The organism is Shewanella sp. 125m-7, from assembly GCF_052977045.1.
The window spans coordinates 1-24,384 of the sequence record NZ_JBRILQ010000047.1; the positions used below are offsets into that span (position 1 = coordinate 1).

Consider the following 24,384-nt stretch of genomic DNA (forward strand, 5'->3'; position numbering starts at 1 on the left):
TGCAGTCATGCGAGTGATCTTGCAATAAAGCATCGCTCACTGGCACGGCGTTGAAACAACACCTTTTATAGCGACGACTAAGCCGTAGTTTAAAGCCTCTGTCCGTTTAGTCTTTAGTCTTTAGCGCTTAACCACAGCTGCAGTCATGCGAGTGATCTTGCAATAAAGCATCGCTCACTGGCACGGCGTTGAAACAACACCTTTTATAGCGACGATTAAGCCGTAGTTTAAAGCCTCTGTCCGTTTAGTCTTTAGTCTTTAGTCTTTAGTCTTTAGTCTTTAGTCTTTAGCGTTTCACTACAGCTGCAGTCATGCGAGAGATGCAGCATAGCTCACCGGCACTGTTATGGATTAGCACTTCCCACACCGAGCTACGTTTGCCTAAGTGGACCGCTTTTGCGGTGGCGGTAAGAATGCCATTACGCGAGGCTTTTAAGTGATTGGCGTTAATCTCTTGGCCAACGCAATAATAGTTTTCAAAGTCGACCGCGAAGTTAGCTGCATAACTGGCTACCGTTTCCGCTAGGGCCACGTTCGCCCCACCATGAACTATACCAAGTGGATTATGTACTGCTGGGGTTGCCGGCATAGTGGCCTTCATATAGTCATCACCGATTTCAGAAATAGTGATCCCCATTGTTTGCATTAGCGTGCCTTTTCCGTGCATACCCGCATCCATTTTTGCGCAAACTTCCAAACTGACAGGCTTAAACCAAATCGACATATTTTCACTTCCACTCTTGTTATTAGCTGTTGTTATTAGCTGTTGTTTATACTTATTACTGAGCACAGTCTACGTTGTCTGACAGGATCTTTAAACAGGCTACACAAGTGAGCCAACGATGATGAGTAGCCAAGAAGAGGATTAACTAAGAAGAGAATTAATGGGAAATGCCCTGAAATAAAAACAGCCTAAACAAAGAAGATTTGTTTAGGCTGTTTAAGTTGGCCCGCGAGAATACTTAATATTTTTTGTCGATTACGCTAGAAACGTCCAACTTAGTACGCATAAACGCGGGCCAGAGGGTAAACTGTTATAAGCTTTCTTATAAATAGTCGCGCAGCCTATCTTGCCAAGCTTAATTCTTTATTAAAGAAGATCTTCCACTGCATCTAACGTGAGCTTGATCATATCATTCAGCGTTTGCTGACGCTCTTCTGCAGTCAAATGCAGGCCTTGGCGTAAGTGGTCGGTTACCGTCATCATAGCCAATGCGTTAGCACCAAATTCAGTCGCAACGCCATAAAGGCCAGCCGCTTCCATTTCGACACCTAAAATGCCGTATTTTTCCATCAAGTCGTAACGGTTCTCATCACTGCTGTAGAACAGATCAGAAGAATACAAGTTACCCACATGGTAGTTGGCACCTAGCTTTTCTGCTGAATCAGCAGCACGCTTTAGCAAGTTAAAATCGGCAATCATAGCAAAATCGGTGTCTGCAAAACGAGTCCTGTTAACGGCAGAGTCTGTGCTCGCGCCCATCGCCATGACTACGTCCATTAGCTTAATTTTGTTGCTTACCGCGCCGCAAGAACCGATACGGATAATATTTTCAACACCGTACTCAGTAATCAGCTCTTTAGCATAGATAGAGATAGATGGAATACCCATGCCAGAACCCATTACCGAGATCTTCTTGCCTTTGTATTCGCCAGTGTAGCCGAGCATATTACGCACGTCAGTCACGAGTACTGCATTGTCTAAAAAGTTGTCAGCAATATATTTAGCTCTTAGCGGGTCGCCAGGCATTAAAACAGTTTTAGCGAATGCGCCGTTTTCGGCATTAATATGTGGAGTCATGATACTTCCTTAAAAAAATTGAGTACTTGTTTGCGCTAGTAAACACGCACTCATTTATAAAAATTAGACTAAGCTGCGGTAAAAATTAACCCGCCAAACTATATAATAAACCTGCGATAGTACCGCTCATTAGGTTGGCTAACGCCGCAGCAATTAGCGCCTTCATACCCAATGCACTTAAGTCGTGACGACGTTCAGGACAAAGTGCAGCTAGGCCGCCAATCACCATGGCTAGAGAGCCTATATTGGCAAAACCACATAGTGCGAAACTGATAATTATTTGCGTCTTTTCAGATAGCTGATCAGCTACTTTTAAGAAATCGATATAAGCCACAAACTCGTTAATCACCATCTTTTGGCCGATAAATGATGCCGCTTGTGTCGCTTCGCTCCAAGGCACGCCCATCACCCATGCTAGTGGGGCAAGTATGTAACCTAAGATCCCCTGCATCGTTAGGCTTTCAATACCAAACCAACCGCCGATGCCACCTAGCATGCCATTGACCATAGCGATAAGCGCAACGAACGCTAATAGCAGTGCAGATACCGACAGTACTTGCTGCATACCCATTGCCGCACCATTAGCTGCTGCATCAAGTACGTTAGCAGGCTTGTCAGTCATATCGTCCATCACTTTCTTGATGTCGTTTAGCGGTGTTTCAGTCTCAGGCCACATTAATTTGGCAAACAGTAGACCAGCAGGCGCCGTCATAAATGCGGCAGTCAGTACGTATTTAACGTCAACACCCATCTGGATATAACCAATCATGGTGCCGCCAGCTACTGAAGCTAAACCACCCGTCATGACCGCAAACAACTCTGAACGAGTCATGTGCTTAACGAAAGGTCGTACCATTGATGGCGCTTCGATTGGGCCAACAAAGATATTGGCTGTTGCTGACAATGATTCTGCGCGGCTAGAGCCCAGTAGCTTAGATAAACCGCCACCAATAAGACCGATAACCCACTGCATGATGCCAAGGTAATAAAGTACGGCAATTAACGAGCTAATAAATACCACAACAAATAGCACGTTAATCACGAAGATAAAGCCAACACCAAACTTAGCAAGGTCACCAAATAAGAAACCTAAGCCTTCGTTAGCGTAGCCGATAACATGCATCACACCACTTGATGCACCATCAAGCACCGCTTGTCCCATAGGAACGTACATAACAAATGCGCCAAAGGCGACTTGAAACGCTAACGCGCCCAGCACTGTTCTAGGATTAATTGCTTTTCTGTTCTCTGATAGCGCGACCGCTAATCCCATAAGACACAGCATACCGAACAAACTGATGAAAACTTCCATACATTTATTACCATTTAAATCTTGATATGACGGCAGTGTATACAGGCAGTATTTTGCTGCAAGGGAATTGCCCTGTTTTGGTGAGGATAAGTGAAGTTTTTATCACCTTGAGTAGCGATTTATGATGAAGCAAGAGAAAAGCAAATAAACATTAACACTAACAACACAAGATAAGCACAACAAATCAACTGCAGCGCAAACACTGACAAGGTTGCACAACATAAAAGGCGTCGTGAGCGTCAGCTTAAATTGGTAGGGGTTTATTTAAAAATGGACAAATAGAGATCTAAAAACTACAGAAATGAAAGTTTACAACTTAAATTATGACTGCTTTTTTGCTTATTGGTAGCCAAAGCCCTGTTTTCAGATGAAAGCAGGGGTTCTATTAAAGCCGGCGTAAATTAAACAGGGATTAAATTTTGATGAAAGATAAGCAACATCTAAAATTAATGACTTAATTCATATAGATTTAATTGGCTATGAAACGACTGAGCCCAGCGTAAGAGCTCAACACGATTACGTGCTTGTGTTTTTCTAAAAATAGAGGAGATATGTGCCTTTACCGTATGCTCACTAATATTGAGCTTACTGGCGATCTCTTTATTGCGTGCGCCACTCGATACCAATTGAATAATCGTTTTCTCGCGTGTCGTTAATACGTCAAATGATTCGGAGGCTTCAATTGTTATGGTTTCAGAAGTGTCCACTCTATTGACTAATTGGCGCAGCATCGCGCTCATCAAGGGTCTATCGAACCAAAGTTCATCGGCTAACATTTTGCGTAAACCGGTTAAGAGTAGATCCATACGCTCATTCATAAACAATAAGCCACGGATCCCTTGTAACAGGGCTGCTTCTGCCGATAAACCATCACGATCGACTTGATAAATAGCCACAGGTACATGCTTTACCAATTGACTCGCCACCAACGGAATACCATTGATATCGAGTGCGGCACCTTGCTGAGCAACCAAATAAAAGCAATTGCTCTTAGGCTCAAGTTGCTCTACGTTTGATATTACTCGCGTCTTCAATCCTATTGACTCTGCGAGTATTGCTAAATGGCAAGGGGACGCCATTTGATGCAGAAAGACGACTTCGTCAATTTTACTCATCACTCTTCTCCCTGAAAAGTTTTCCCTGTTCGCTACATAGAACAAGCTAAAGTGCTGCTTCTGAAGCCAGACACAGGATTAGCTTGTAAGCTTTAGCGCAAGACGACAGCATGATTTCAAATATTCGCCCGAGCCACACATCATGCAACTCGTTATAAGCTGCAGCAGTATACAAGGTCCCCCCTGCTTATGCTGTGATAAAGTGGTATAGCCAGTTAACTTATCATAGTTTCTCGTTACCGAGCTTCGCTCTCAATTGCTTATCATGCAAACGACGGAGTAGGACGACAGCCGATATTGCTCCCACCAGAGCCATCGCCATATCAGACTGGGTGTCCCACACGTAACCTTGCGTGCCTAAGAACGCTTCGGCATCTTCACCAGTAAGTTCAGCCACCCACCACTCTATAAGCTCATAAAAAGCAGAAAATGCCAATGCAAAACAGATAGCTAAAAAGTTACACCATGCCCCGACTTTGACCACGCTTAAGCGAATAAACACCTCTCGCGCCAAAATAGTCGGAATAAAGCCTTGAGCAAAATGGCCGACTTTGTCGTAGTTATTACGATCGCCACCGCTCCACTGTGCAATCCAATCAAATAGCGGCACTTCAGCATAAGTATAATGCCCACCGACCATCAAAATGATGCAGTGAATCAAGATCAAACCATAGGCTAAACTCGTTAAGGCAAAGCTATTACGCGTATAAATTAAAATGGGCAAGGCAATGAGAGCCGGGGCCACTTCTAAAAACCAGGTGAATTGATCTTTAGGATTAATCCCTGACCAGATTAATACCGCGAAGAATATCACTAGCCACACGGCGCTTTTATTCAAAATATCTCCCTCATATACCATATTGTTCTAAATTAAGAATAAACACTTTAGCCATCTAGCCCTCCACAGCCACAAAAAAAAGTGATACTTTGTTACCTCTGTTACGCTTTCGAGGTAAATATCAGTTGTGAAGGCTTTGCAGTCCTTAGTACATTGACAGTCTATACCCAAACCACTCCTACAACGTAGAGTTTAGTCGTCTCTGCGGTGGCGTTAAGTATACATAATACATATAAACTAAAAGGGTACATAAATCATGGCGAAACATTCGCTGGACAAGGATAAAATTAAGATCCTGCTGTTGGAAGGCGTCCACCAATCTGCGGTAGATGTATTTGAACGTGCCGGTTACACCAATATCGAATACCACAAAGCATCACTTGCTGAAGACGAACTTCACGTTGCCGTTAAAGATGCCCATTTCATTGGTATTCGCTCCCGTACCCAATTGACTGAAGACGTATTATCCCAAGCTGACAAACTTGTCGGTATTGGTTGTTTCTGTATCGGCACCAACCAAGTCAGTCTTGCTGCGGCTGAAAAAATGGGGGTTCCAGTATTCAACGCACCGTTCTCAAATACGCGTAGCGTCGCTGAACTGGTATTGGGTGAGATCATCATGCTACTGCGCGGGATCCCGCAGCGGAATGCATTGGCTCACCGTGGTGGTTGGCTAAAGAGTGCTTCAGGCAGTTTTGAGGCCCGCGGTAAGACCTTAGGCGTCATAGGTTACGGCCATATTGGTACTCAGCTTGGTATTCTTGCTGAAACCTTGGGTATGCGCGTAGTCTTCTTTGATATTGAAGATAAGCTGCCGCTAGGTAATGCGCAGCAGGTGCACTCATTGCAGCAACTGCTTTCAATTGCCGATGTGGTGAGTTTGCACGTACCTGAGACGCCACAAACCAAAGAGATGATCAGCCATGAAGAACTGGCCTGTATGCGTAAAGGCAGCATCTTAATTAACGCCTCACGCGGTACAGTGGTTGATATCGACGCCTTAGCGGCATCATTAAAAGAGGAGCACCTTGCGGGCGCGGCCATCGACGTATTCCCCGTTGAGCCTAAGTCTAATGACGATGAATTTGTTAGCCCGCTTCGCGGCCTAGACAATGTATTGCTCACGCCACATGTAGGCGGCAGCACAGCTGAAGCACAAGAAAACATAGGTATCGAAGTTGCGGGTAAGCTAGCTAAATACTCAGATAATGGTTCAACCATGACGGCGGTGAACTTCCCTGAAGTATCGCTTGCCCAGCACTCTGGTACGTCGCGCTTACTGCATATTCACCGTAACCGTCCGGGGATCTTGATCCAAATTAACCAAGCGTTTGCAGAAAAGGGCATTAACATTGCCGCTCAGTATCTACAAACGACAGCTGAAATTGGTTACGTCGTCATGGAAGTCGACTCGGATAAGGCTGACGAAGCACTTATCGAAATGCAAGCGATTGAAGGCACTATTCGAACCCGCTTACTGCATTAAGTTACGTACAAAAATCTAGTCGCTCATATCCATTAGATAAGGGCCCCCGAATATGGCCGTATAATCCGTTTATACGGCCTTTATTTTTTGTCTTAGTAATACCCGTTACATTAAATATGTCGTCAATTCAGAAGCAATCAAGGATTTAAAAGCGCAGCATGCTACGTTGGAAGATATTGATATACGACTAAATGGATTTAGGAGGTAGAGCGAAGCAGGATGCCAGAGCCGAGAATAACGTTCAACTTCAAGCCCGCCCCCTTCTGCGCTTTGAATTCCCACAGGATAAACAGAGACTTAAAGCAATGGGCATAATAGTGTGAACCGCTGCGCTTGCGCAGTAATATTTTAGCGGTACAATCATTGTCCTTATTGGTTTAATTCTTGGATCCTCTTATGACGCTGTCAACTTCTCAGCCAACTTGGCCTCTTAATGGACAACAGCCTGAACTGCTTTTTTCTGAATTAACACACTTAGGTTTAATGTCAGTCACTGGCGAGCAAGGTCGCAGCTTTATTCACGGCCAAGTGACGAGTGATATCAGCTCACTTGAAAGCGACCAATGGCGCTGGGGCGCACATTGCGATCCTAAAGGTAAAATGCTGGCCAGCTTTAGAACCTTTGCTAAAGATGACACCTTGTTCTTGATGATGCCAAAAGACACCTTGGCACTGGATCTACCGCAACTGCAAAAATACGCAGTATTTAGTAAGGCTGAGCTAAGCGACGTCACTGATGCATGGTTATTGCTAGGCGTGGCAGGAGAGCAAGCTCAGGCTTGGTTAACTGCGCAATTTGGTGAGCTAAATAATGAGCTAACTCAGATCGATAACGGCATGATTATCCATGACTCAGGTCGCTATATCGTGGCGATTGAGCAAAGCCAAGCGTCGTCATTACTTAATCATATTGAGCAGCCAATTTTCGATGCTAGCGCATGGCAAGCACTCGAAATCGCTGCCGGCTACCCTAATTTAGGTGCCAGCCACCAAAGTCAATTCGTTCCACAGATGTGTAACCTTCAAGCCATCAATGGGATCAGCTTTAACAAGGGCTGCTACATGGGCCAAGAAACCATTGCCCGAATGAAGTATCGCGGTGGTAACAAGCGCGCACTTTACATTGTTAGCGGCACGGTAACAGCGCCATTAACCAGTGAAAGCCAGCTTGAGATTGCACTGGAAGATGCTGACGGATTCCGCCGAGCCGGTACGATTATCGAAAGCACTCAGCGCGGCGATCAAGTTTTGCTCACCGCGGTATTGCCAAATGATACTCAGCTTGATGCGCAACTAAGAATTGCTGCTGATGAATCATCAGTATTGACGCTAATTGCACTGCCTTACTCGCTAGAAGAGCTAGATTAGTCAGTCTTAACTGTAATAAAGAAGCATAAAAAGACGCCTTGAGCGCTTTTTTATGCTTCTTCAATCGACTCGATGAGCTTATTCACTTTCATTATGGCCATCATGAGTTTTAATCGCTTCATCAATGACCCGTTTAAAGTGTTCCACCAGCTCAGGGGCAAACTATTTGCCCGCCCCACTTTCGATAAGCGCTACAGTCTCCTCCACACGCCATAATGCTGGTAAGTTAAGCCCAAAGCTGATTAATAAATCAAAAAACATGTTAAATTGATTTAGGCTACAGAAAGTAAGTCTTGCAACAGGGGAAGTGATGAGCACAGAAATTGTCAGCCTGAACCAAGTATCCAAAGGCTTTAATGATGGCGATAAATATCATCAGGTATTAGCGGGTATTAACCTTACCCTAAATGTAGCCGACACCGTTGCGCTAACAGGCCCCAGCGGCTGCGGTAAGAGTACCCTTTTAAATATCATCGGTGGTTTTGAGTTTATTAAGCAAGGACAGTTGTTTCTCAACTCAAATGACACCACTCACTGGCAAGATAAACAATGGAGCCAGTTTCGGCGCCAACATCTGGGCGTGGTGTTTCAGCAATTTAACCTACTTACCCCGCTTAACGTCCGCGATAACATCGCCTTTTCATTACGGTTAAATCAGCAAAAATGGAACCCATGGTGCGATTACTTAATTGAGCAGCTTGGGCTTGGTGACGTAAAAAATAGGCACGTTGAAACCCTATCTGGCGGTCAACAGCAGCGAGTCGCTATTGCTCGCGCCCTCGCCCACCAGCCGCAACTGCTATTAGCCGACGAACCGACAGGCAACCTCGACGAAAAAGCGGGCCAACAAGTGATGACGCTACTGACCCAGCTCGCCGAGGAGTCACAAACCAGTATTTTAATGGTGACCCACAGCAATGAATGCGCCGCCTTTATGAAAAGGCGTTGGCATCTAGAGCAAGGGCTAATCCATGAGTAGCGGCTCCAATAAGGGTTCCGATTTTGGCCTAACCATACGTTTAAGCCTTGGCGTTTTTGCTCGCCATTACCTAAAGTCCCCCTTACAAGCTGGCGCTATTTTACTCGGGATCATCTTGGCAATAACGCTACTGATTGGCGTTAGGGCCACCAATGAAAATGCGGTGCGCAGTTATTCTGAAGCAACAGAGCTATTAAGCCAAAGGGCCCAGTTACAGCTTACCCCTACCACAGGGAAAAAAACCATTGATGAGTCGGTTTACTTTGCTTTAAGACAAGCAGGCCTAGATCAAGCCTTAGCGGTAATCAAGGATACCGTCACCGATGAGCAAGGCCGGCGCTGGGATATACAAGCCAGCGATTTAGTCGCCGCCTTGTCGATACAAAGCAGCCAGCAAACAGATAACAGCCATCACTCAAATACCCAGTCCAAACAGCAAAGTGGCTCGCTATTGTCAGCCGAGCTCCCCTTAGCTAAATTATTATCAGCTAAGCCGTATATTTTAATGAGCCAAAGCTTTGCCGACAGAGTCGCCCCAAAGGGAGCGATGCAGCTCAATGGCACAAGGCTTAATATCATTTCTCTCGATGACAGCCTAGGTCTAGGCAGCGCCATTTTAATGGATATCTCTCTTGCCCAGCAGCTACTCAATAGCCCTGGTCAATTAAGCTATATCGCCTTATTTGGCCCGGCCGACACGCTTAGAGAGCAGGTTAATCAAGTCTTTAATTATCAGACCCGTGAGTATTTTGACTTTGCCGTACAAGACGACGGTGAAGGGCTAACTAGCCTAACCCGTAGCTTTCACTTAAATCTCACTGCCATGAGCTTGCTAGCGTTTGTAGTCGGGCTCTTTATTGCCTATAACGGCGTACGTTATAGCCTGCTCAAACGCCAAAAACTGCTGGTACAACTGCAGCAACAAGGTGTGCCGCAACAAGCATTATTATCAGCCTTGCTAATAGAGCTATTTAGTTTGGTGTTAATCGGTTCTCTAGTTGGGTTTATTCTTGGGCTGCAGCTGAGCCACTGGTTACAACCTATGATATCACTGACGCTTGAGCAGCTTTATGGCGCAAGACTGATGCCTGGGCTTTGGCAATGGAACTGGCTATACCAAGCGATTGGACTGACGTTCTTTGCGGCCCTTGTTGCTTGTTATCCGCTATTTAACACCTTAGCTAAGCAACCTTTAGCACGTAGCGCCAGCCGCTATGAACAGCAAAGCCATGCTAAGAAGCAACATAAAAAATTATTTACTCTTGCCCTACTACTGTTATTCATCGCTGCACTACTGTTCCCGTTAACCAATGACTTTCAACACAGCCTTGGTTTGCTCGGCGTCGTCACTATCGCTATTCCGCTGTTATTGCCGTTAGTGCTGCAAATGGGGTTATCAGTGGTAGAGCGCTTTACGCATAACGGTCTCTGGCAATATGCCGTAGCTGAAAGCAAAGAGCTCATCGCACCACTGTCACTGGCTATGATGGCCATGCTACTAGCGTTAACCGCTAATATTTCGATGAATACCTTAGTCGGTAGTTTCGAAATCACCTTAAAGCACTGGCTCGACGACAGGCTTTATGCCGATCTGTATATTCGCCCTCCCAGCGAAAAAATGGCCGAGACTCAAGCCTTGTTGGCAAATTTGGCCGATGTCAGTGCTATTTATGGTCAGTGGCAACACTCAAGTCAATACCAGCAATCTCCGGTAAGTTTAATGACCCGAGACGCCCACTCACTGCGCAATAGTAACCAGATAAAGGCTCAGTCGAGCGAGCATTGGCAAGACTTCTTTGATGGTAAGGCGCTGATGATCAGCGAGCCGATGGCGATTAAATATCAGCTGAATATTGGTGACAAAATAAATTTACCTGAGTTTGAAAAGGTCTCGCTCGCACCGCTGTCCATTGGCGCTATCTTCTATGATTACGGCAACCCATTAGGCCAAGTGATAGTGAGTCAGCATACTTGGCAGCAACTTAAACTCCCTAAGGCGCCCACCAGCATTGCCGCGAGTTACGCTGGCAACATCGCCGTTCTCGAATCGATACTGCAAGCACAAGTGTCACTTTCGCCAACGCAGATGTATAACCAAACCAAGATAAAGCAGCGGGTGCTAGAGATCTTCAAACGTACTTTTTCTATCACTTTAGTACTCAATCGTTTGACCTTGTTGGTCGCAGCTATGGGTCTTTTCAGTGCCTGTTTAATGTTAACTCAAGCTAGGCAAGCGCCTTTAGCAAGACTCTACTCTCTGGGGGTTAGCCGCAATCAGTTACGTACTTTAGTCTGTGGGCAGATGCTACTTATCGTGTTATTTACCTGCTTACTTGCGCTACCGACTGGCGCGTTACTCGGCTATTTACTGATTAACAAGGTCACCTTACAAGCCTTTGGCTGGAGCATAGCCATGGTGTGGGATTGGCAGGCCTACTTTAGAGTGCTGGGGACCGCCATTATAGCCAGTGCCATTGCCGTGATATTGCCGCTGTTTTGGCAGACTAGAAAGCCTGTCATTAGCAGCTTGCAGCAGGAGGCGCTATGAAGCCATTTTACAGCCTAATCCTACTATTTTTGCTCTCGGGTTGCGACTCAGAGCCAAGCCCACCATCCGGTATGGGGCAGCTATTAGATGGCAATGTTCAAGGCTATGCTTCCGTTATCCCCGGAAAAGAACTGCGGTTCCCGGCTGATCACCAAGCCCACGATGACTTCAGGCAGGAGTGGTGGTATTTAACCGCCAATCTAACAACAGAAGCCGGTGAACAAATTGGCTTACAGTGGACCCAATTTCGCATCGCACTCGCCCCTCCCACTAAAGCTGAAGATACAAACGTGAGCAGTGATAGCCACTCTGCCTGGCAGACTCAGCAGCTGTATATGTCACACACTGCGCTCACCAGCAAGCAGCAACACCTAGCCGAGGAAAAATGGTCTCGCGGTAATCAGCACTTCGCTGGCACTCAACCCTCCCCGCTTATTATCCAGCAAGATGGTTGGCAATGGCGCAGTGACAACCGGCAACTGTTTCCTGCAACACTATCAGTCGCTACATCGGACTTTAGTTATCAGCTTAAACTCGATAGTCAGTCACCTTTTCAGCTGCAAGGCGATAACGGCTATAGCCGTAAAAATGCAGCAGGTACCGTTGCTAGCTATTACTACAGCCAACCTTTTATTCAGGTCAGTGGCACTATCGAGCGCGATAGCCAGAAAGTTAATGTCTCAGGCCAAGCTTGGCTCGATAGGGAGTGGAGCTCGCAGTTTTTATCAAAGACTCAGCAAGGCTGGGATTGGTTTGCCCTAAGACTTAATGATGGCTCGGCGTTAATGTTATTTCAGCTAAGGGATAATAGTGGTAACAAACAACACTTTTATAGCGGTAGACGTATGTACCCTGACGGTAGTGGTAATAACATCGCCAATGAGCAAATATCGATGACAGCGACGGCTTGGCAGCAGACGCAATCAGGGCGCTACCCCGTAGAGTGGCAAATCAATATTCCGTCGGAAAATCTACAACTGACAACCCTAGCGCTCAATCCAGATTCGAGCATGCCGCTGTCTATCCCTTATTGGGAAGGGCCGATCAAAATTAACGGTAGTCACAATGGCTTAGGCTATATGGAACTTACCGGGTATTAACATAATTTAATAACGCATCTACCTAAACCCTGATATATTCTCAACTCATTTACATTCCAGCAAACAAGCGTAAATAAAAATCATTACCAATAAGTAACCTTTTGAATAAATTGGTTTTTTAATATAGCGCAAGCTAACATTCCGTGTGAGTAAATTCTAAACAAGATTCTAGTATTTATTGCTCGAAATGCGAACTAGATCACTGCCAAAAAGTTGATCTTGGTCGACTAATACCATCAATACCCCTTGCGAGGTATACCCACAAATTCTGTGAGGTCTAGACTCGCTATAAACCTTGGTAGATAACATCGGCATTATCCACTTAGATGGGTAATCCAAATTATATAAAGGTAAAAAGATGAGCCAAGAATTTCATATAACCAGCTTAGTCGTGCATGCCGCACCACATGCTGTGACAGAGATTAAGAACAAGATATCTGTTCTTGAAGGCACCGAAATCCATGCCGTTACCGATGAAGGTAAGTTTGTGGTCACTATTGAAGGTGAGACCCAACGAACCATCCTCGATAGCGTTGAAGCAATAAACGCCCTAGAAGGCGTGCTTAATAGCAGTTTAATTTATCATCAAGTCGATCCAGTAGAAGAAAAGAGTGAGGAACACCATGAGCATTAGCCGTCGCGAGTTTCTAAAAGCCAACGCCGCCGTTGCCGCTGCAACAGCCGTAGGCGTAACTCTGCCAGTTAAGATAGTTGAAGCTGCAGAGCAAAAAGATAGCATCAAGTGGGACAAAGCACCTTGCCGTTTTTGTGGCGTAGGCTGTAGTGTTCTCGTGGGCACAGATAATGGCAAAGTTGTCGCCACTAAAGGTGACCCAGAAAGCCCTGTGAACAAAGGCCTTAACTGTATTAAAGGCTACTTCCTTTCTAAAATCATGTACGGTAAGGATCGTCTAACCACACCGCTTCTTCGTATGACTGACGGTCAATATGATAAAGAAGGCGAATTCACTCCAATCAGCTGGGATAGCGCGTTTGATATCATGGCTGAGAAGTGGAAGCACACCCTTAACACCAAAGGGCCTACCGCTATTGGTATGTTTGGTTCTGGCCAGTGGACTGTTTGGGAAGGCTACGCTGCGTCTAAACTACACAAGGCGGGTTTCTTAACCAACAACATTGACCCGAATGCGCGTCACTGTATGGCATCTGCGGTAGTTGGCTTTATGCGTACTTTTGGTATCGATGAGCCAATGGGTTGTTATGATGACCTTGAAGCTGCCGATGAGTTTGTGCTTTGGGGCGCGAATATGGCTGAGATGCACCCAATTTTATGGGCTCGTCTATCTGATCGCCGCTTAAGCAGTCCAACTAGCCGCGTACACGTACTGTCAACTTACGAAAACCGTAGCTTTGACTTAGCTGACAACGCGATGGTGTTCCGTCCACAGTCTGACTTAGTTATCCTGAACTACATTGCTAACTACATCATCCAAAACGATGCGGTGAACAAAGACTTCGTCAACAAGCACACTAAATTTGCATTGGGCACTACAGATATTGGTTACGGTCTGCGTCCAGAGCATCCATTAGAGCAAAAAGCGAAGAACCCAGGTAATGGCAAGTTTGCCCCTATTAGCTTTGATGAGTACGCTAAGTTCGTTAGCACTTATACGCTAGAATATGCGGCTGAAATGAGTGGTGTAGAGCCTGAAAAGCTAGAGCTAATGGCTAAGGCTTACGCGGATCCAAACGTGAAAGTAATGAGCTTGTGGACCATGGGTATTAACCAGCACACTCGTGGTGTTTGGGCCAACAACATGCTTTACAACATTCACTTGTTAACCGGTAAAATTTCAACTCCGGGTAACAGCCCGTTCTCGCTAACGGGTCAGCCGTCGGCTTGTGGTACTGCTCGTGAAGTGGGTACGTTTGCGCACCGTCTACCAGCAGATATGGTTGTAGCAAATCCTAAGCACCGTGCAATTGCTGAAAAGTTATGGCAATTACCAGAAGGCACTATTCCGCCAAAACCTGGTTTCCACGCCGTACTACAGAGCCGTATGCTTAAAGATGGCAAGCTGAACTGTTACTGGACTATGTGTACCAATAACATGCAAGCGGGTCCAAACATCAACGATGAAATGTATCCTGGTTTCCGTAACCCAGAAAACTTCATCGTGGTATCTGATCCATACCCAACCGTTACTGCAATGGCGGCTGACTTAATTTTACCAACGGCAATGTGGGTAGAAAAAGAAGGCGCATACGGTAACGCAGAACGTCGTACTCACATGTGGCACCAGCAAGTTAAACCACCAGAAGGTGCGAAGTCTGACTTGTGGCAGCTAATGGAGTTTTCTAAGCGCTTTAAAGTGTCTGAAGTATGGCCTGCTGAGCTGATTGCTAAGCAACCAGAACTGGCCGACAAGACCTTATTTGACGTGCTTTACGCCAACGGCGTAGTCGACAAGTTCCCAGCTTCTGATTGCAAAGCTGAATTGAACGACGAATCTGATGCATTTGGTTTCTACGTACAAAAGGGTCTATTTGAAGAATACGCTCAGTTTGGCCGTGGTCATGCCCACGACTTAGCAGACTTTGATACTTACCATGAAAACCGCGGCGCACGATGGCCTGTAGTGAATGGCAAAGAAACCCTACGCCGCTTCGTAGAAGGTAGCGATCCTTATGTTAAGGCTGGAGAAGGCTTTAACTTCTACGGTAAGCCTGACGGTAAAGCGGTAATTTTCGCGCTACCATTTGAGCCTGCAGCAGAAGAACCAAATGAAGAATACGATATCTGGTTATCAACCGGTCGTGTACTTGAGCATTGGCACACTGGCTCGATGACGGCCCGCGTTCCAGAGCTTTATCGCGCTTATCCAGATGCACAAATTTTTATGCATCCAGAAGACGCTAAAGCACGTGGTCTAAAGCGTGGCGATGAAGTGATTGTTGCTTCTCCTCGCGGTGAAGTGAAGACCCGTGTTGAAACTAAAGGCCGCAACAAGCCGCCAAGAGGCGTGGCGTTTATGCCATTCTTCGATGCGCGCCAACTGGTTAACAAGTTAATACTCGATGCGACAGATCCTCTGTCAAAAGAGACAGACTTCAAGAAGTGTCCAGTAAAAGTGATGAAAGCATAAGCTTTCACTAACAAACTTAACTTTAATCGCTTAAGCAAAAGCGGAGAAAACTAACGCTAATGAGTACGGTCAATCACAGTAAGTTCACAGCCAAAGGCGTTAACCGCCGCCAGTTTTTAGCCACATCGGCAAAAGCTACCTGTGCGATGGGCTTACTTGGAATGGGATTAACGGCAGTTGCTAAGCAATCTAGCCTGTTGGACCCACTCGCGATAAGGCCGCCAGGTGCATTAAGTGAAGACGATTTTCTCTCGGCCTGCGTACGCTGCGGTTTATGCGTAGAAGCCTGCCCATACGACACCCTCAAACTGGCTCGCTGGTTTGACGGTGCACCGACGGGAACGCCCTACTTTACTGCACGCAAGATCCCCTGTGAGATGTGTGAAGATATCCCTTGTGTTAAAGCCTGCCCATCGGGCTCGCTTGACCACAACCTAACGGATATTGACGACTCAAAGATGGGAATTGCCGTACTAATCGATGAGAAAAACTGCCTAAACTTTAAAGGGCTACGTTGTGATGTTTGTTATCGGGTTTGCCCGTTAATCGATGACGCTATCACCCTTGAAATGCAACACAACCCTCGCAGTGGTCACCACGCAATGTTTCTGCCTAAGGTCAACAGCGATAGCTGTACTGGCTGTGGTAAATGTGAACATGCCTGCGTGCTTGAACAAGCTGCGATTAAAGTGTTACCGACTCATATTGCATTAGGAAAAGCGGCTGCACACGATACCTATATCAACACCGAAGAGACTACGCTTGAGATGTTAAACAAGGGGCTTGAGTTATGAGCCAGACACTAAAGCAGAAACCGACAACACATGGCTTTGCTAAGGCGGCAATTAAAGAGCTAGGCTGGTGGCGCGCCCACAAGTTTCTATTTCTTCGTCGTCTAAGCCAAGTCAGTGTCTTTGCATTGTTTGCCATTAGCCCTTTCATCGCAACGTGGGCTGGCGTTTGGCTGCTTAAAGGCAACCTTTCTGCCAGTGAACTCTTCGGCGTTGTCCCATTGTCCGACCCACTTGCGACCTTGCAAGTGTTGATGACAGGCCATCTACCCGAGCTTAGCTTGATTCTCGGCGCCGTTATTATTGCGTTGCTGTATGCAGTGCTTGGTGGCCGAGTATTTTGCAGTTGGGTCTGCCCCGTGAATATGGTGACAGATCTTGCTAGCGGGTTACGACGTAAAATGAACTTGCCTCGCACCTCAGAGATGCCGAGAAACTTACGTTACTACCTGCTAGCGCTGGTGCTCATACTCCCGGTACTAACAGGCATGACAGTTTGGGAGTGGGTTAACCCCGTTCCTGTATTGTACCGTGCCGTACTGTTTGGCGCTGGCAGTGGTTTATGGATCTTGGCCGCCATCTTCTTACTGGACTTGTTTATCAGTGAGCGAGCATGGTGCGGACACTTGTGCCCAACAGGCGCACTTTTTGGCCTTATCGGCAAAGTGAGTCCAGTAAAAGTATCAGCCGTAAACGCAAAAGATTGCGACAACTGTATGGATTGTTTTGTGGTTTGCCCTGAAAGACAGGTATTAAAACCTGCGCTGAAAGGTAAGCAGCCTATGATAACCGACAGTGATTGCACTCAATGCGGCCGTTGTATCGACGTTTGCGCCCAACGCGTTTTCCAGTTTCAGAAACGAAAGTATCAAAATCGAATTGCCCTAAAGGCGGAGAACAACCAATGAAAAAAGTACTCACCTTAGCTGCGCTAGTCATGGCGCTTAGTGCTTGCTCTGGTCAGCAAGCAAACACTCAAGCCGAACCCGTTAATGTTATTTCACTAGGTAAGTCTGAGATCACCGATATTCGTGCAGCCGATCCTGCACCGCTTTATCCTAAGCGTGGTAAATCTATCGAGCGTACTTTTGTACATCAGCCACCGATGATCCCACACAAGGCAGACTATCCAATCACGCTTAAGCGCAACGGCTGTATTAGCTGCCACAGCCCTGCAAAAGCTAAGCGTATGAAAGCGACTGCAGTGGACCCATCGCATATGTTGGCTGACGGCAAACTAAACAACGAGTACTACAACTGTACTCAATGTCATACACCGCAAGCTGAAAACAAGCAGCACTTGGTTGAAAACGAATTTTCAGCTCAGTAAACGCTAAGCTGTTTTCAACCTTGACGCATTAAAAAAACCACCTCAATTGAGGTGGTTTTTTTATATGTGCTCTCTTAGCTGATATTACTCTAGAGGCTGCAATAGCCCTTCCCGAGCAGGAACTATCAACACATTACTGCGAATACGATTTAGTATTGATTCCGCCATATTGCCAACAACAAACGCATAAATACCCTCACGTTGTACAGCTCCCAGCACCAGGTAACGCACCTTATGCTTACAAGCCAACTGGTAGACACAGAGATCCGGCTCACCCACTGTAATATGAATAGATTTAGGGTCAATATTAAGCTCATCAAACAAATCTTGATGCTTTTTCCGAGCTTTACTTATCATCGCATGAGTGTCGACTATCTCCATATCGTGGATCACCTGAGGTAGCCGAATGACAAATGCAAGGTGTAGCTCGCAGTTTGTCGCATCCGCTAACGCGACGGCCTGACGAATGACTGCATGATTTAATTGTTTTTTTAACGTCTTATTACTATCGAGATCTAACGCCATCATCACAGTATTATTGTTATGTACTGGATTATCCGTTAACAGCATTAATGGAATTCGGGTATGACGAATAAGGTTCCAGTCCACTGGAAGATAATGATCAGCGTGATGCACACCTTTAACGATAAGATCAAAACCATGTCGCTTAGAGTGATGGCAAGCATGTTCATACAGATCTTTAGTCCACACACTATGCGTCGGTGTATCTGCAGCATCAATGCTCGCTAGCTCTTGCTCAATTTTCGCAATGCGCTGTTTCATAACATGCTTTTGCGCCACGGCAACAAACTTAGGGTTGTAATACTCGGCATCTCCAAAGTATTCAAAACTATATGCAAATACCTCAGCACGTTTTCCGAGTACCCTGGCAAGCTCAACCCCTGCCGCTATTGCGTCGACATGGGCCTCTTCTCTTTGGGAAATAATAAATACTTTGTCCATCGCAAACTCCGCTTACTACTACCTAGTATTAGCTTAGCAAATTAAATGGAGAACACTTTGCATTCAGCCTATTTAATGACCTAGATCAACGCTGAAATCTGGTTTTTGACAGTGCAAAATATTGCCACCTGATAGAAGCTAAATTATTGAGCTAATTTACTATTGCCTTCGGCTTTATTTCAGGTAACGTTAGCACAACATCAATAGAAAAAAGAGCGTTACTATGAAGTCAGGTAAGCACGATGCACAGCTACTCAAACTTGCGTTAGAAATTGGTGTTGGCTATGCCAAAAAAAGAGGCTTTGCTGATTTTGGTCAAGGGATCTCTCCCAAAGACAAAGTGGAATGTATTTATCGATTATTAGTGCAAGATAATCTTATTCAAGCATTATCAAAAGATAAAGAAGATGGCCCTAATATGAAGCACAAATTAGTATTATGGATCAGTCGTCAATTGCCTCCAGAGCATGAACTGCTTAACTAAATAAACCACGCCTAAAAGAGAAGGCTAATGAGCTTATAAAAATATAATGTTCATTAGCCAAAGCAACTCACTATCCCTTTAGCTATTTAGCTAGCTGCTATAAAGGTTAATCCCTTTGCTTGTGGCAACAATGCATTCTAATCCGCTTTTCTGCATTCTTTTGCAAGTCGAGAGTGCCTGTTGGTGCTGCGTAAACAGGCCTACTTTGATGCGGTAATATGTCTTTCCTTTAACTAACACTCGCTCGTACTTTGGAACGTAATGCCCTAATTGCGCACTAAAGCGGCTTTGCAACTCAAACCAAGTTGGCTCTATGCGAGAAAACTTATCCACCGATGATAACTGCAAAGCATAATCACCTTTTCCCCCTGAGGTTTTAGCGGAAACTTGAGCCTTGTTTTCATACTGGAGAACCTTTGCATTATTTTCAATAGGTTGTTCAGGCGCGCCAAGATAAGCTGATGCGTAACCTCTTAACACTAGAGGTTTAGGCACCTTGACTGTGGGTTCAATCGACTCAGCGGCTTTCAATTCACTCACTGGTGCAGCTGATTGATTAGCCGCTTCAGTATTTCTAATGTCAGTACTTTGCGAGCTGCTCTCTTTTGTATTAGCAGCGGCAACGTGTTTATCCGCAGCCGCTTTGGAATAGGCTGAAGCTGTTGACTTTGGTGTTGCCGTTGCCGGCGTGCTGCCAGCAAGCATGGTGAGCTGTTCGACAAGTAACTTTAAGTCGCCTTCGATAACAATGAGTCGCGATAAGCCAGCCTTCATTTCATGCCACTCAGCGAGCTCAACCTCTAACAGTTCAATTTTATCTTTAAGCTGCTTTTGTTCCTCAATACGCTGCAGTTCAAGGTTTGCATCCGGCTTAGCTGCGCAGCCCAATAAGCTCATGCTTGCTAGCAATAACGCCGTTTGTAAGTGGCTCACGTGACGATTTAACACTCTCATTTTAGATTCATTTCCAAAAACTGTTGCAGACAAAATATCGTTCTAATTTATTCTTATCGACTGATTAGGATTCAAACTCAAATTCAAAAGGCTCGACATTGCATTTCAAACCTTGCTGACTAATCTGTTTACAGCCATTTTGTGCCTGCTGCCTATGTGCAAAAAAAGCCACATTTAACGCGTAGCGCTTTGCGACTTTATCTTCGATATAAAACACTTGCTGGCTCATGGCATCATCATAATTATGTTTAACTAACTGCCAATATGTTTTGAGCATGGCAAGGGAATTAAATTTACCGAGATTCATTACATAACCTTTGGTCATCATGATCTCTGCAAAAGTAAAATCAGCGCCATTCATCACATCACCATTATTTTGCAGAGTGATCGCCATTTTAGACTCACCACGTAACTTCTTACGTTCAAGGTAATTGGCATCAATAGACAGCTGATAATCACCAGGAATTAAATCGGTAAACAGGTAATAACCATCAAATTCGGTTTCTGTGGTCGCCACGATATCACCAGCACTATTCACTAAGTTTACCGTGGCATAAGGCGCAATAGATTCAGAACCATCAGCTTCACGTACATAAACTGTGCCTTCAACTTCTGCTGCGTTGACTACCGGAAAATCTAAGGTCTGTATATGCCCACGTCTTGGGGTGATTGACACCCCTGGAATAGAGGGAATTAGGAAAGGATCGCCTAGGCTTTTTTGATCAAGCACAATATCGGTTTTTTTCTGGCTAGACATAGAGGTTAAGATTGCCACACCATCTTTATTACTCGTCCCATAGCGGTACTGCTGCACCCCTTTTACTCGCGCACCTTCGATAACCGCTTCACCCGCGTCAAACCGACCATTAAGGTTGTCATCTTCGAATACTCGTACCATCAGCGCTCCAGCCCCAGATAAGCTGCGCGAGGACATAAAGACTTGTTCAGTATCTGGCTCATAGCCAAAGCTAAAACGGCCATATAAGCCTAACGACCAATCACCGGTATTGTCGTAAGAAACAGTAGAATTGAGACTAAAGGCATCGTGTTGCCAGCTTAAGCTAGCGCTACTACTTAGGAGATCCGTAACCGGGTAGTAATCGACTTCTAGCTCAGACTGCAGATGAGTATTAATGGGTATCGATAACTCAGTAGAAAAGCGTGATATTTCTGCTTTCGGCTTAATAAGGTAGTCTAATTTCACTCGACTAAATGCCCAGCCAAAACTCTTTTGCAGCTGTAATTGCCCCGTAAACGTGTCATCTAATACAACCTCATTTGAGGAATGGCCTGTATACCAAGTTAATTGGTTATTGATGTTCGCCCAGCGAGTATTCAACGCTAATAGGTTACCGAACTCCTCGTGCTTAGCGCCCTTACTCGTTTGAGTTTGTCGCCAATGATTACGATAGTTCAAACGATATGGAGAGTGTTTAAACATGAAGCCACTGTGGTCAAAGTTATATTCAGTGTGTTGCTGCTGACTTAAATCCACTAAGGTGTCTTCAGATACCCGATAACGCAAACTTAATGATTGATCACCAATTTGAGTTCTCCCAGAAAGTGCAAATGTACTATCTTGATTACCTTTAATTTGATAATCAGCATCAAAAAGAAAGCGTTCAAACAGATTAAAGTTACCGCCAACGGCATAAGTATCAATCGAAGTAGCATGATCAGAAAATTGCTCTTGCACGCCAAAATTAAATGACGCCCAATCTGTTACACCGTATTCATATGTCGAGTTAAGCACCCATCCCGTTTCATCATCGGTTGGGGTACTGGAGATCCCCGATAAACTCTTACCAATTTCAGCAACAGATACGCTATAACTGCTTTCGCTAGCTTTGAGTTTGTTGCTATCAACATAGACCTGCTTAGTTTCGGTTTTGACCTGACCTTGGGGGCCATAAGCAATCATCTCAAACTGGTTATTACCATACAGCAATTCAATATCGTTGAATGCATAGCGACCATTTTGCAAACTTAATGCTTGTTCAATCAATAGCCCGTTTTGATAAAGCTCAATATCCCAGCCTGGTTGAATATCACCGCTTAGATTTATGGTTCTATTGTTGGCTGATACACCCGTTTTATCATTGGTTATTGAAACACCGCGACTTTGTCCGAGCGTGCCATCAACTCCAACGTTAACAGGAGTAATATCACCGACTCTAAATTCCGTCGCCTTTAAGGGACCAAGTAAGTCACCTGCTGCTGATTCTTTTGATAGAGTTAAACGCAGATCGGTCAGTGCATCATTACTATTACCGCTGGCATAAAGCTCGCTGCTTAGAAATGCAAAGTCATGCCCGCCAATAACTGAATAACTTTGGTAATTATTATGCTCAGTGATAGCGGCGTTAACCTGTACATCCACTAACGGTGAAGAAATCGCTTGATAATTTGATTCTTTCCAGGGCAATACAGCTTCACGACTGCTGCTTACCACTTGATTTAGTTGACGGTTTTTACGTGCCAATCGTTGCTGTACTGGTAGTGGTGAGCCACTGCTAATCTCCACTTTTAAATCAGAAAAGCTATACTCAAAAGTGATATCAAACCAATCTTCAATCACATCGCCAGCAACATAAATATCATCAGCCATTAGACTGTAATCAGCAGATGATAATTGGAAATTTTGCTGGTTAACTGACACGCTAACAACGCCATCTCCCGCTTCGGGTAACTGCATTAAAAATTGACGAGTCTCATCTAAATACCAGCCTTTAACGATATTATTATCAATATCGACCTCGATCGGAAAATCAATTAACTCGAATAAGCCCATTAAACTAAACTGAGCATTTTTTTTACTCTTTATAGCAAAGACATCAGATAAATAATGACTATCGACATAGAGAGATAACAGTAACTCTTCACCATCAGGAATACCTAAAGTTTCACCGAATGGCTCATTGTGCACAATATGGTTGCTGGCTTTTGACGCTAGAATTAATGCTTGAAATTGCAGCTGTTGCTGCGATAAGGAATAGCTTTGTTTCAGTCTAGCTAAGGTGCTCGCGACATCGGCATTATTCAAAGTGGAAAGATGAACCCTTGACTTATTCTGGAGTGATGATGGCTCAATCTGTTGACTCGATACCGCAGCAATAAAAGCAGGCTGCGCATTCGCGGAGCCTGCATAGCTATAGAGCACATATAAGAGTAGTAAGTTACTTAGGCGATACTGCACCACATGCCCTTAGGTCGCAACAATAAGAAAGTATTCACAGATTTTGGACTGCATTCACAAAGGCTCAGCCTAAAAAATCGTTACTTTATATAAAACGTTGCAGGCGTTACAGCAAACTCTCGCTCCGCAAAAACCTGGCCATTAAATTCTTGCTGCCCCTCATAAACAATGCGTAGCTGACCGCTTGAAGGTGTAAAGTCCTTAGCAATCCAAGCCATAGATTTAGACGTTTCATTGACCTCAGGGTATATGTTGACGTTATTTAAGCGCGCAACAACTTGCTCAGACTGCTGCTCACCTTGCCAATAAGCAACTAGGTTTCCGGCTGTAGAATATTGGCCCGTTCGAGTTAAATTAACGCTCAACTGCGTTTTACCGCTACGCTGATCAAAACTTAATCCCTTTGACGTAATCTCAACGTTAGGATTTACCAGCCCCTGCCTTACGATGACAGGCAGACTGTAACTCAGTAATACGTCTAAACTAATCGACATTTCACCATCTTGCTTTTTAGCTCGTTTCGGTGGCAGAGCTTCTAGCTTTAAGTGTGAGCGATACTCTCCATCTGCAAGACCTTTAGGACGTCTAAGGCCCAATCTCACAATCTGGCGCTCATTAGGCTTTAAAGTGACTTGCCTAGGACTAAAACGCAGCATTTTGCTTGCTGAGGGATAATCTTTTGCTTGTTCAGCCGTTAACTCTTTATAGCCACCATTAGAAACCGCTAATTTTTCTTGCCATTGCAGACGATATGTTTTGATCTCTGAACTGCTATTTATTAGCACAATTTCATGGGCCCGTTCTCGCCCCTCAAAAGCCACGCGGATCGGCGAGACCAGTAAGCTGGCTTGAGCAGAATTGATAAGTGACAACATACACGCTGACACAACAAGAGCAGCCTTAAATAAACTCTTAAACATAGAAAAACTCAAACCAGTAAAAACGCAAATTCGCTTTGGTGGCATACCAAAACCCTGTTAAGCCCACGATACAAACTCTTGGTTTGCTAATG

20 protein-coding genes are annotated in these 24,384 nt (G+C 45.0%); 11 read left to right on the forward strand and 9 right to left on the reverse strand.

Going from position 1 to position 24,384, the window contains the following annotated elements; translation table 11 throughout:
- Window positions 1–286: 286 nt before the first annotated feature.
- From ACVBIL_RS17595 to ACVBIL_RS17615, 5 genes are all read right to left on the reverse strand, one after another.
- Window positions 287–724, reverse strand: coding sequence for a PaaI family thioesterase (locus ACVBIL_RS17595; protein ID WP_447164522.1), 438 nt, complete (start codon window positions 722–724; stop codon window positions 287–289).
- 366 nt (window positions 725–1,090) lie between these two features.
- The gene (gene deoD / locus ACVBIL_RS17600) at window positions 1,091–1,801 is read right to left on the reverse strand and encodes a purine-nucleoside phosphorylase (protein ID WP_447168257.1); all 711 of its coding nucleotides are present in this window, start codon (window positions 1,799–1,801) and stop codon (window positions 1,091–1,093) included.
- Between the two features lie 85 nt (window positions 1,802–1,886).
- Entirely contained in the window at window positions 1,887–3,113 is a 1,227-nt protein-coding gene (locus ACVBIL_RS17605; protein WP_447168258.1) for a NupC/NupG family nucleoside CNT transporter, read from the reverse strand.
- A gap of 446 nt (window positions 3,114–3,559) precedes the next feature.
- Window positions 3,560–4,228 carry a response regulator transcription factor gene (locus tag ACVBIL_RS17610; RefSeq protein ID WP_447168259.1) on the reverse strand — a complete coding sequence of 223 codons (669 nt, stop codon included), beginning with the start codon at window positions 4,226–4,228 and terminating at the stop codon, window positions 3,560–3,562.
- 223 nt (window positions 4,229–4,451) lie between these two features.
- Window positions 4,452–5,066: a DUF2238 domain-containing protein gene (locus ACVBIL_RS17615; protein WP_447168260.1), complete on the reverse strand. Its 615-nt coding sequence runs from the start codon at window positions 5,064–5,066 to the stop codon at window positions 4,452–4,454.
- 256 nt (window positions 5,067–5,322) lie between these two features.
- On the opposite strand from ACVBIL_RS17615, the gene serA reads away from it, so the two are divergent.
- From serA to ACVBIL_RS17665, 10 genes are all read left to right on the forward strand, one after another.
- Window positions 5,323–6,552 carry a phosphoglycerate dehydrogenase gene (serA, locus tag ACVBIL_RS17620; protein WP_447168261.1) on the forward strand — a complete coding sequence of 410 codons (1,230 nt, stop codon included), beginning with the start codon at window positions 5,323–5,325 and terminating at the stop codon, window positions 6,550–6,552.
- A gap of 396 nt (window positions 6,553–6,948) precedes the next feature.
- On the forward strand, window positions 6,949–7,920 hold the full coding sequence (ygfZ, locus tag ACVBIL_RS17625; protein ID WP_447168262.1) for a tRNA-modifying protein YgfZ: 972 nt from the start codon (window positions 6,949–6,951) through the stop codon (window positions 7,918–7,920).
- Between the two features lie 310 nt (window positions 7,921–8,230).
- Window positions 8,231–8,899 (forward strand): ABC transporter ATP-binding protein, encoded by a 669-nt coding sequence (locus ACVBIL_RS17630; RefSeq protein ID WP_447168263.1) that lies wholly within the window; start codon window positions 8,231–8,233, stop codon window positions 8,897–8,899.
- The gene (locus tag ACVBIL_RS17635; RefSeq protein WP_447168264.1) at window positions 8,892–11,447 is read left to right on the forward strand and encodes an FtsX-like permease family protein; all 2,556 of its coding nucleotides are present in this window, start codon (window positions 8,892–8,894) and stop codon (window positions 11,445–11,447) included. Before ACVBIL_RS17630 ends, ACVBIL_RS17635 begins: the two co-directional genes overlap by 8 nt.
- Window positions 11,444–12,547: a lipocalin-like domain-containing protein gene (locus tag ACVBIL_RS17640; protein ID WP_447168265.1), complete on the forward strand. Its 1,104-nt coding sequence runs from the start codon at window positions 11,444–11,446 to the stop codon at window positions 12,545–12,547. Before ACVBIL_RS17635 ends, ACVBIL_RS17640 begins: the two co-directional genes overlap by 4 nt.
- A 358-nt stretch (window positions 12,548–12,905) precedes the next feature.
- On the forward strand, window positions 12,906–13,181 hold the full coding sequence (locus tag ACVBIL_RS17645) for a chaperone NapD (protein WP_447168266.1): 276 nt from the start codon (window positions 12,906–12,908) through the stop codon (window positions 13,179–13,181).
- Window positions 13,171–15,654: a nitrate reductase catalytic subunit NapA gene (gene napA / locus ACVBIL_RS17650; RefSeq protein ID WP_447168267.1), complete on the forward strand. Its 2,484-nt coding sequence runs from the start codon at window positions 13,171–13,173 to the stop codon at window positions 15,652–15,654. The genes ACVBIL_RS17645 and napA overlap by 11 nt, the downstream gene beginning before the upstream one ends.
- Before the next feature lie 59 nt (window positions 15,655–15,713).
- Complete coding sequence (gene napG, locus ACVBIL_RS17655; RefSeq protein ID WP_447168268.1) at window positions 15,714–16,448, forward strand: ferredoxin-type protein NapG; 735 nt, start codon at window positions 15,714–15,716, stop codon at window positions 16,446–16,448.
- The gene (napH, locus tag ACVBIL_RS17660; protein ID WP_447168269.1) at window positions 16,445–17,353 is read left to right on the forward strand and encodes a quinol dehydrogenase ferredoxin subunit NapH; all 909 of its coding nucleotides are present in this window, start codon (window positions 16,445–16,447) and stop codon (window positions 17,351–17,353) included. The genes napG and napH overlap by 4 nt, the downstream gene beginning before the upstream one ends.
- Window positions 17,350–17,775, forward strand: coding sequence for a nitrate reductase cytochrome c-type subunit (locus ACVBIL_RS17665; RefSeq protein WP_447168270.1), 426 nt, complete (start codon window positions 17,350–17,352; stop codon window positions 17,773–17,775). The genes napH and ACVBIL_RS17665 overlap by 4 nt, the downstream gene beginning before the upstream one ends.
- Window positions 17,776–17,859: 84 nt before the next feature.
- Here ACVBIL_RS17665 and ACVBIL_RS17670 read toward each other — a convergent pair whose 3' ends face one another.
- Window positions 17,860–18,738: a universal stress protein gene (locus tag ACVBIL_RS17670; RefSeq protein WP_447168271.1), complete on the reverse strand. Its 879-nt coding sequence runs from the start codon at window positions 18,736–18,738 to the stop codon at window positions 17,860–17,862.
- 223 nt (window positions 18,739–18,961) lie between these two features.
- Here ACVBIL_RS17670 and ACVBIL_RS17675 point away from each other — a divergent pair, with 223 nt between their 5' ends.
- Window positions 18,962–19,222 carry a DUF5062 family protein gene (locus tag ACVBIL_RS17675; protein ID WP_041415827.1) on the forward strand — a complete coding sequence of 87 codons (261 nt, stop codon included), beginning with the start codon at window positions 18,962–18,964 and terminating at the stop codon, window positions 19,220–19,222.
- 90 nt (window positions 19,223–19,312) lie between these two features.
- Here ACVBIL_RS17675 and ACVBIL_RS17680 read toward each other — a convergent pair whose 3' ends face one another.
- From ACVBIL_RS17680 to ACVBIL_RS17690, 3 genes are all read right to left on the reverse strand, one after another.
- The gene (locus ACVBIL_RS17680; RefSeq protein ID WP_447168272.1) at window positions 19,313–20,176 is read right to left on the reverse strand and encodes an SPOR domain-containing protein; all 864 of its coding nucleotides are present in this window, start codon (window positions 20,174–20,176) and stop codon (window positions 19,313–19,315) included.
- 64 nt (window positions 20,177–20,240) lie between these two features.
- Entirely contained in the window at window positions 20,241–23,372 is a 3,132-nt protein-coding gene (locus tag ACVBIL_RS17685) for an SPOR domain-containing protein (protein ID WP_447168273.1), read from the reverse strand.
- Between the two features lie 80 nt (window positions 23,373–23,452).
- Window positions 23,453–24,292: a fimbrial biogenesis chaperone gene (locus tag ACVBIL_RS17690; RefSeq protein WP_447168274.1), complete on the reverse strand. Its 840-nt coding sequence runs from the start codon at window positions 24,290–24,292 to the stop codon at window positions 23,453–23,455.
- Window positions 24,293–24,384 lie beyond the last annotated feature (92 nt).

What these genes read in the sequence shown, in the direction of transcription:
- ACVBIL_RS17595 (WP_447164522.1), bottom strand. Translation starts at nt 724, where the DNA reads ATGTCGATTTGGTTTAAGCCTGTCAGTTTGGAAGTTTGCGCAAAAATG.
- deoD (WP_447168257.1), bottom strand. Translation starts at nt 1,801, where the DNA reads ATGACTCCACATATTAATGCCGAAAACGGCGCATTCGCTAAAACTGTT.
- ACVBIL_RS17605 (WP_447168258.1), bottom strand. Translation starts at nt 3,113, where the DNA reads ATGGAAGTTTTCATCAGTTTGTTCGGTATGCTGTGTCTTATGGGATTA.
- ACVBIL_RS17610 (WP_447168259.1), bottom strand. Translation starts at nt 4,228, where the DNA reads ATGAGTAAAATTGACGAAGTCGTCTTTCTGCATCAAATGGCGTCCCCT.
- serA (WP_447168261.1), top strand. Translation starts at nt 5,323, where the DNA reads ATGGCGAAACATTCGCTGGACAAGGATAAAATTAAGATCCTGCTGTTG.
- ygfZ (WP_447168262.1), top strand. Translation starts at nt 6,949, where the DNA reads ATGACGCTGTCAACTTCTCAGCCAACTTGGCCTCTTAATGGACAACAG.
- ACVBIL_RS17630 (WP_447168263.1), top strand. Translation starts at nt 8,231, where the DNA reads ATGAGCACAGAAATTGTCAGCCTGAACCAAGTATCCAAAGGCTTTAAT.
- ACVBIL_RS17635 (WP_447168264.1), top strand. Translation starts at nt 8,892, where the DNA reads ATGAGTAGCGGCTCCAATAAGGGTTCCGATTTTGGCCTAACCATACGT.
- ACVBIL_RS17640 (WP_447168265.1), top strand. Translation starts at nt 11,444, where the DNA reads ATGAAGCCATTTTACAGCCTAATCCTACTATTTTTGCTCTCGGGTTGC.
- ACVBIL_RS17645 (WP_447168266.1), top strand. Translation starts at nt 12,906, where the DNA reads ATGAGCCAAGAATTTCATATAACCAGCTTAGTCGTGCATGCCGCACCA.
- napA (WP_447168267.1), top strand. Translation starts at nt 13,171, where the DNA reads ATGAGCATTAGCCGTCGCGAGTTTCTAAAAGCCAACGCCGCCGTTGCC.
- napG (WP_447168268.1), top strand. Translation starts at nt 15,714, where the DNA reads ATGAGTACGGTCAATCACAGTAAGTTCACAGCCAAAGGCGTTAACCGC.
- napH (WP_447168269.1), top strand. Translation starts at nt 16,445, where the DNA reads ATGAGCCAGACACTAAAGCAGAAACCGACAACACATGGCTTTGCTAAG.
- ACVBIL_RS17665 (WP_447168270.1), top strand. Translation starts at nt 17,350, where the DNA reads ATGAAAAAAGTACTCACCTTAGCTGCGCTAGTCATGGCGCTTAGTGCT.
- ACVBIL_RS17670 (WP_447168271.1), bottom strand. Translation starts at nt 18,738, where the DNA reads ATGGACAAAGTATTTATTATTTCCCAAAGAGAAGAGGCCCATGTCGAC.
- ACVBIL_RS17675 (WP_041415827.1), top strand. Translation starts at nt 18,962, where the DNA reads ATGAAGTCAGGTAAGCACGATGCACAGCTACTCAAACTTGCGTTAGAA.
- ACVBIL_RS17680 (WP_447168272.1), bottom strand. Translation starts at nt 20,176, where the DNA reads ATGAGAGTGTTAAATCGTCACGTGAGCCACTTACAAACGGCGTTATTG.
- ACVBIL_RS17690 (WP_447168274.1), bottom strand. Translation starts at nt 24,292, where the DNA reads ATGTTTAAGAGTTTATTTAAGGCTGCTCTTGTTGTGTCAGCGTGTATG.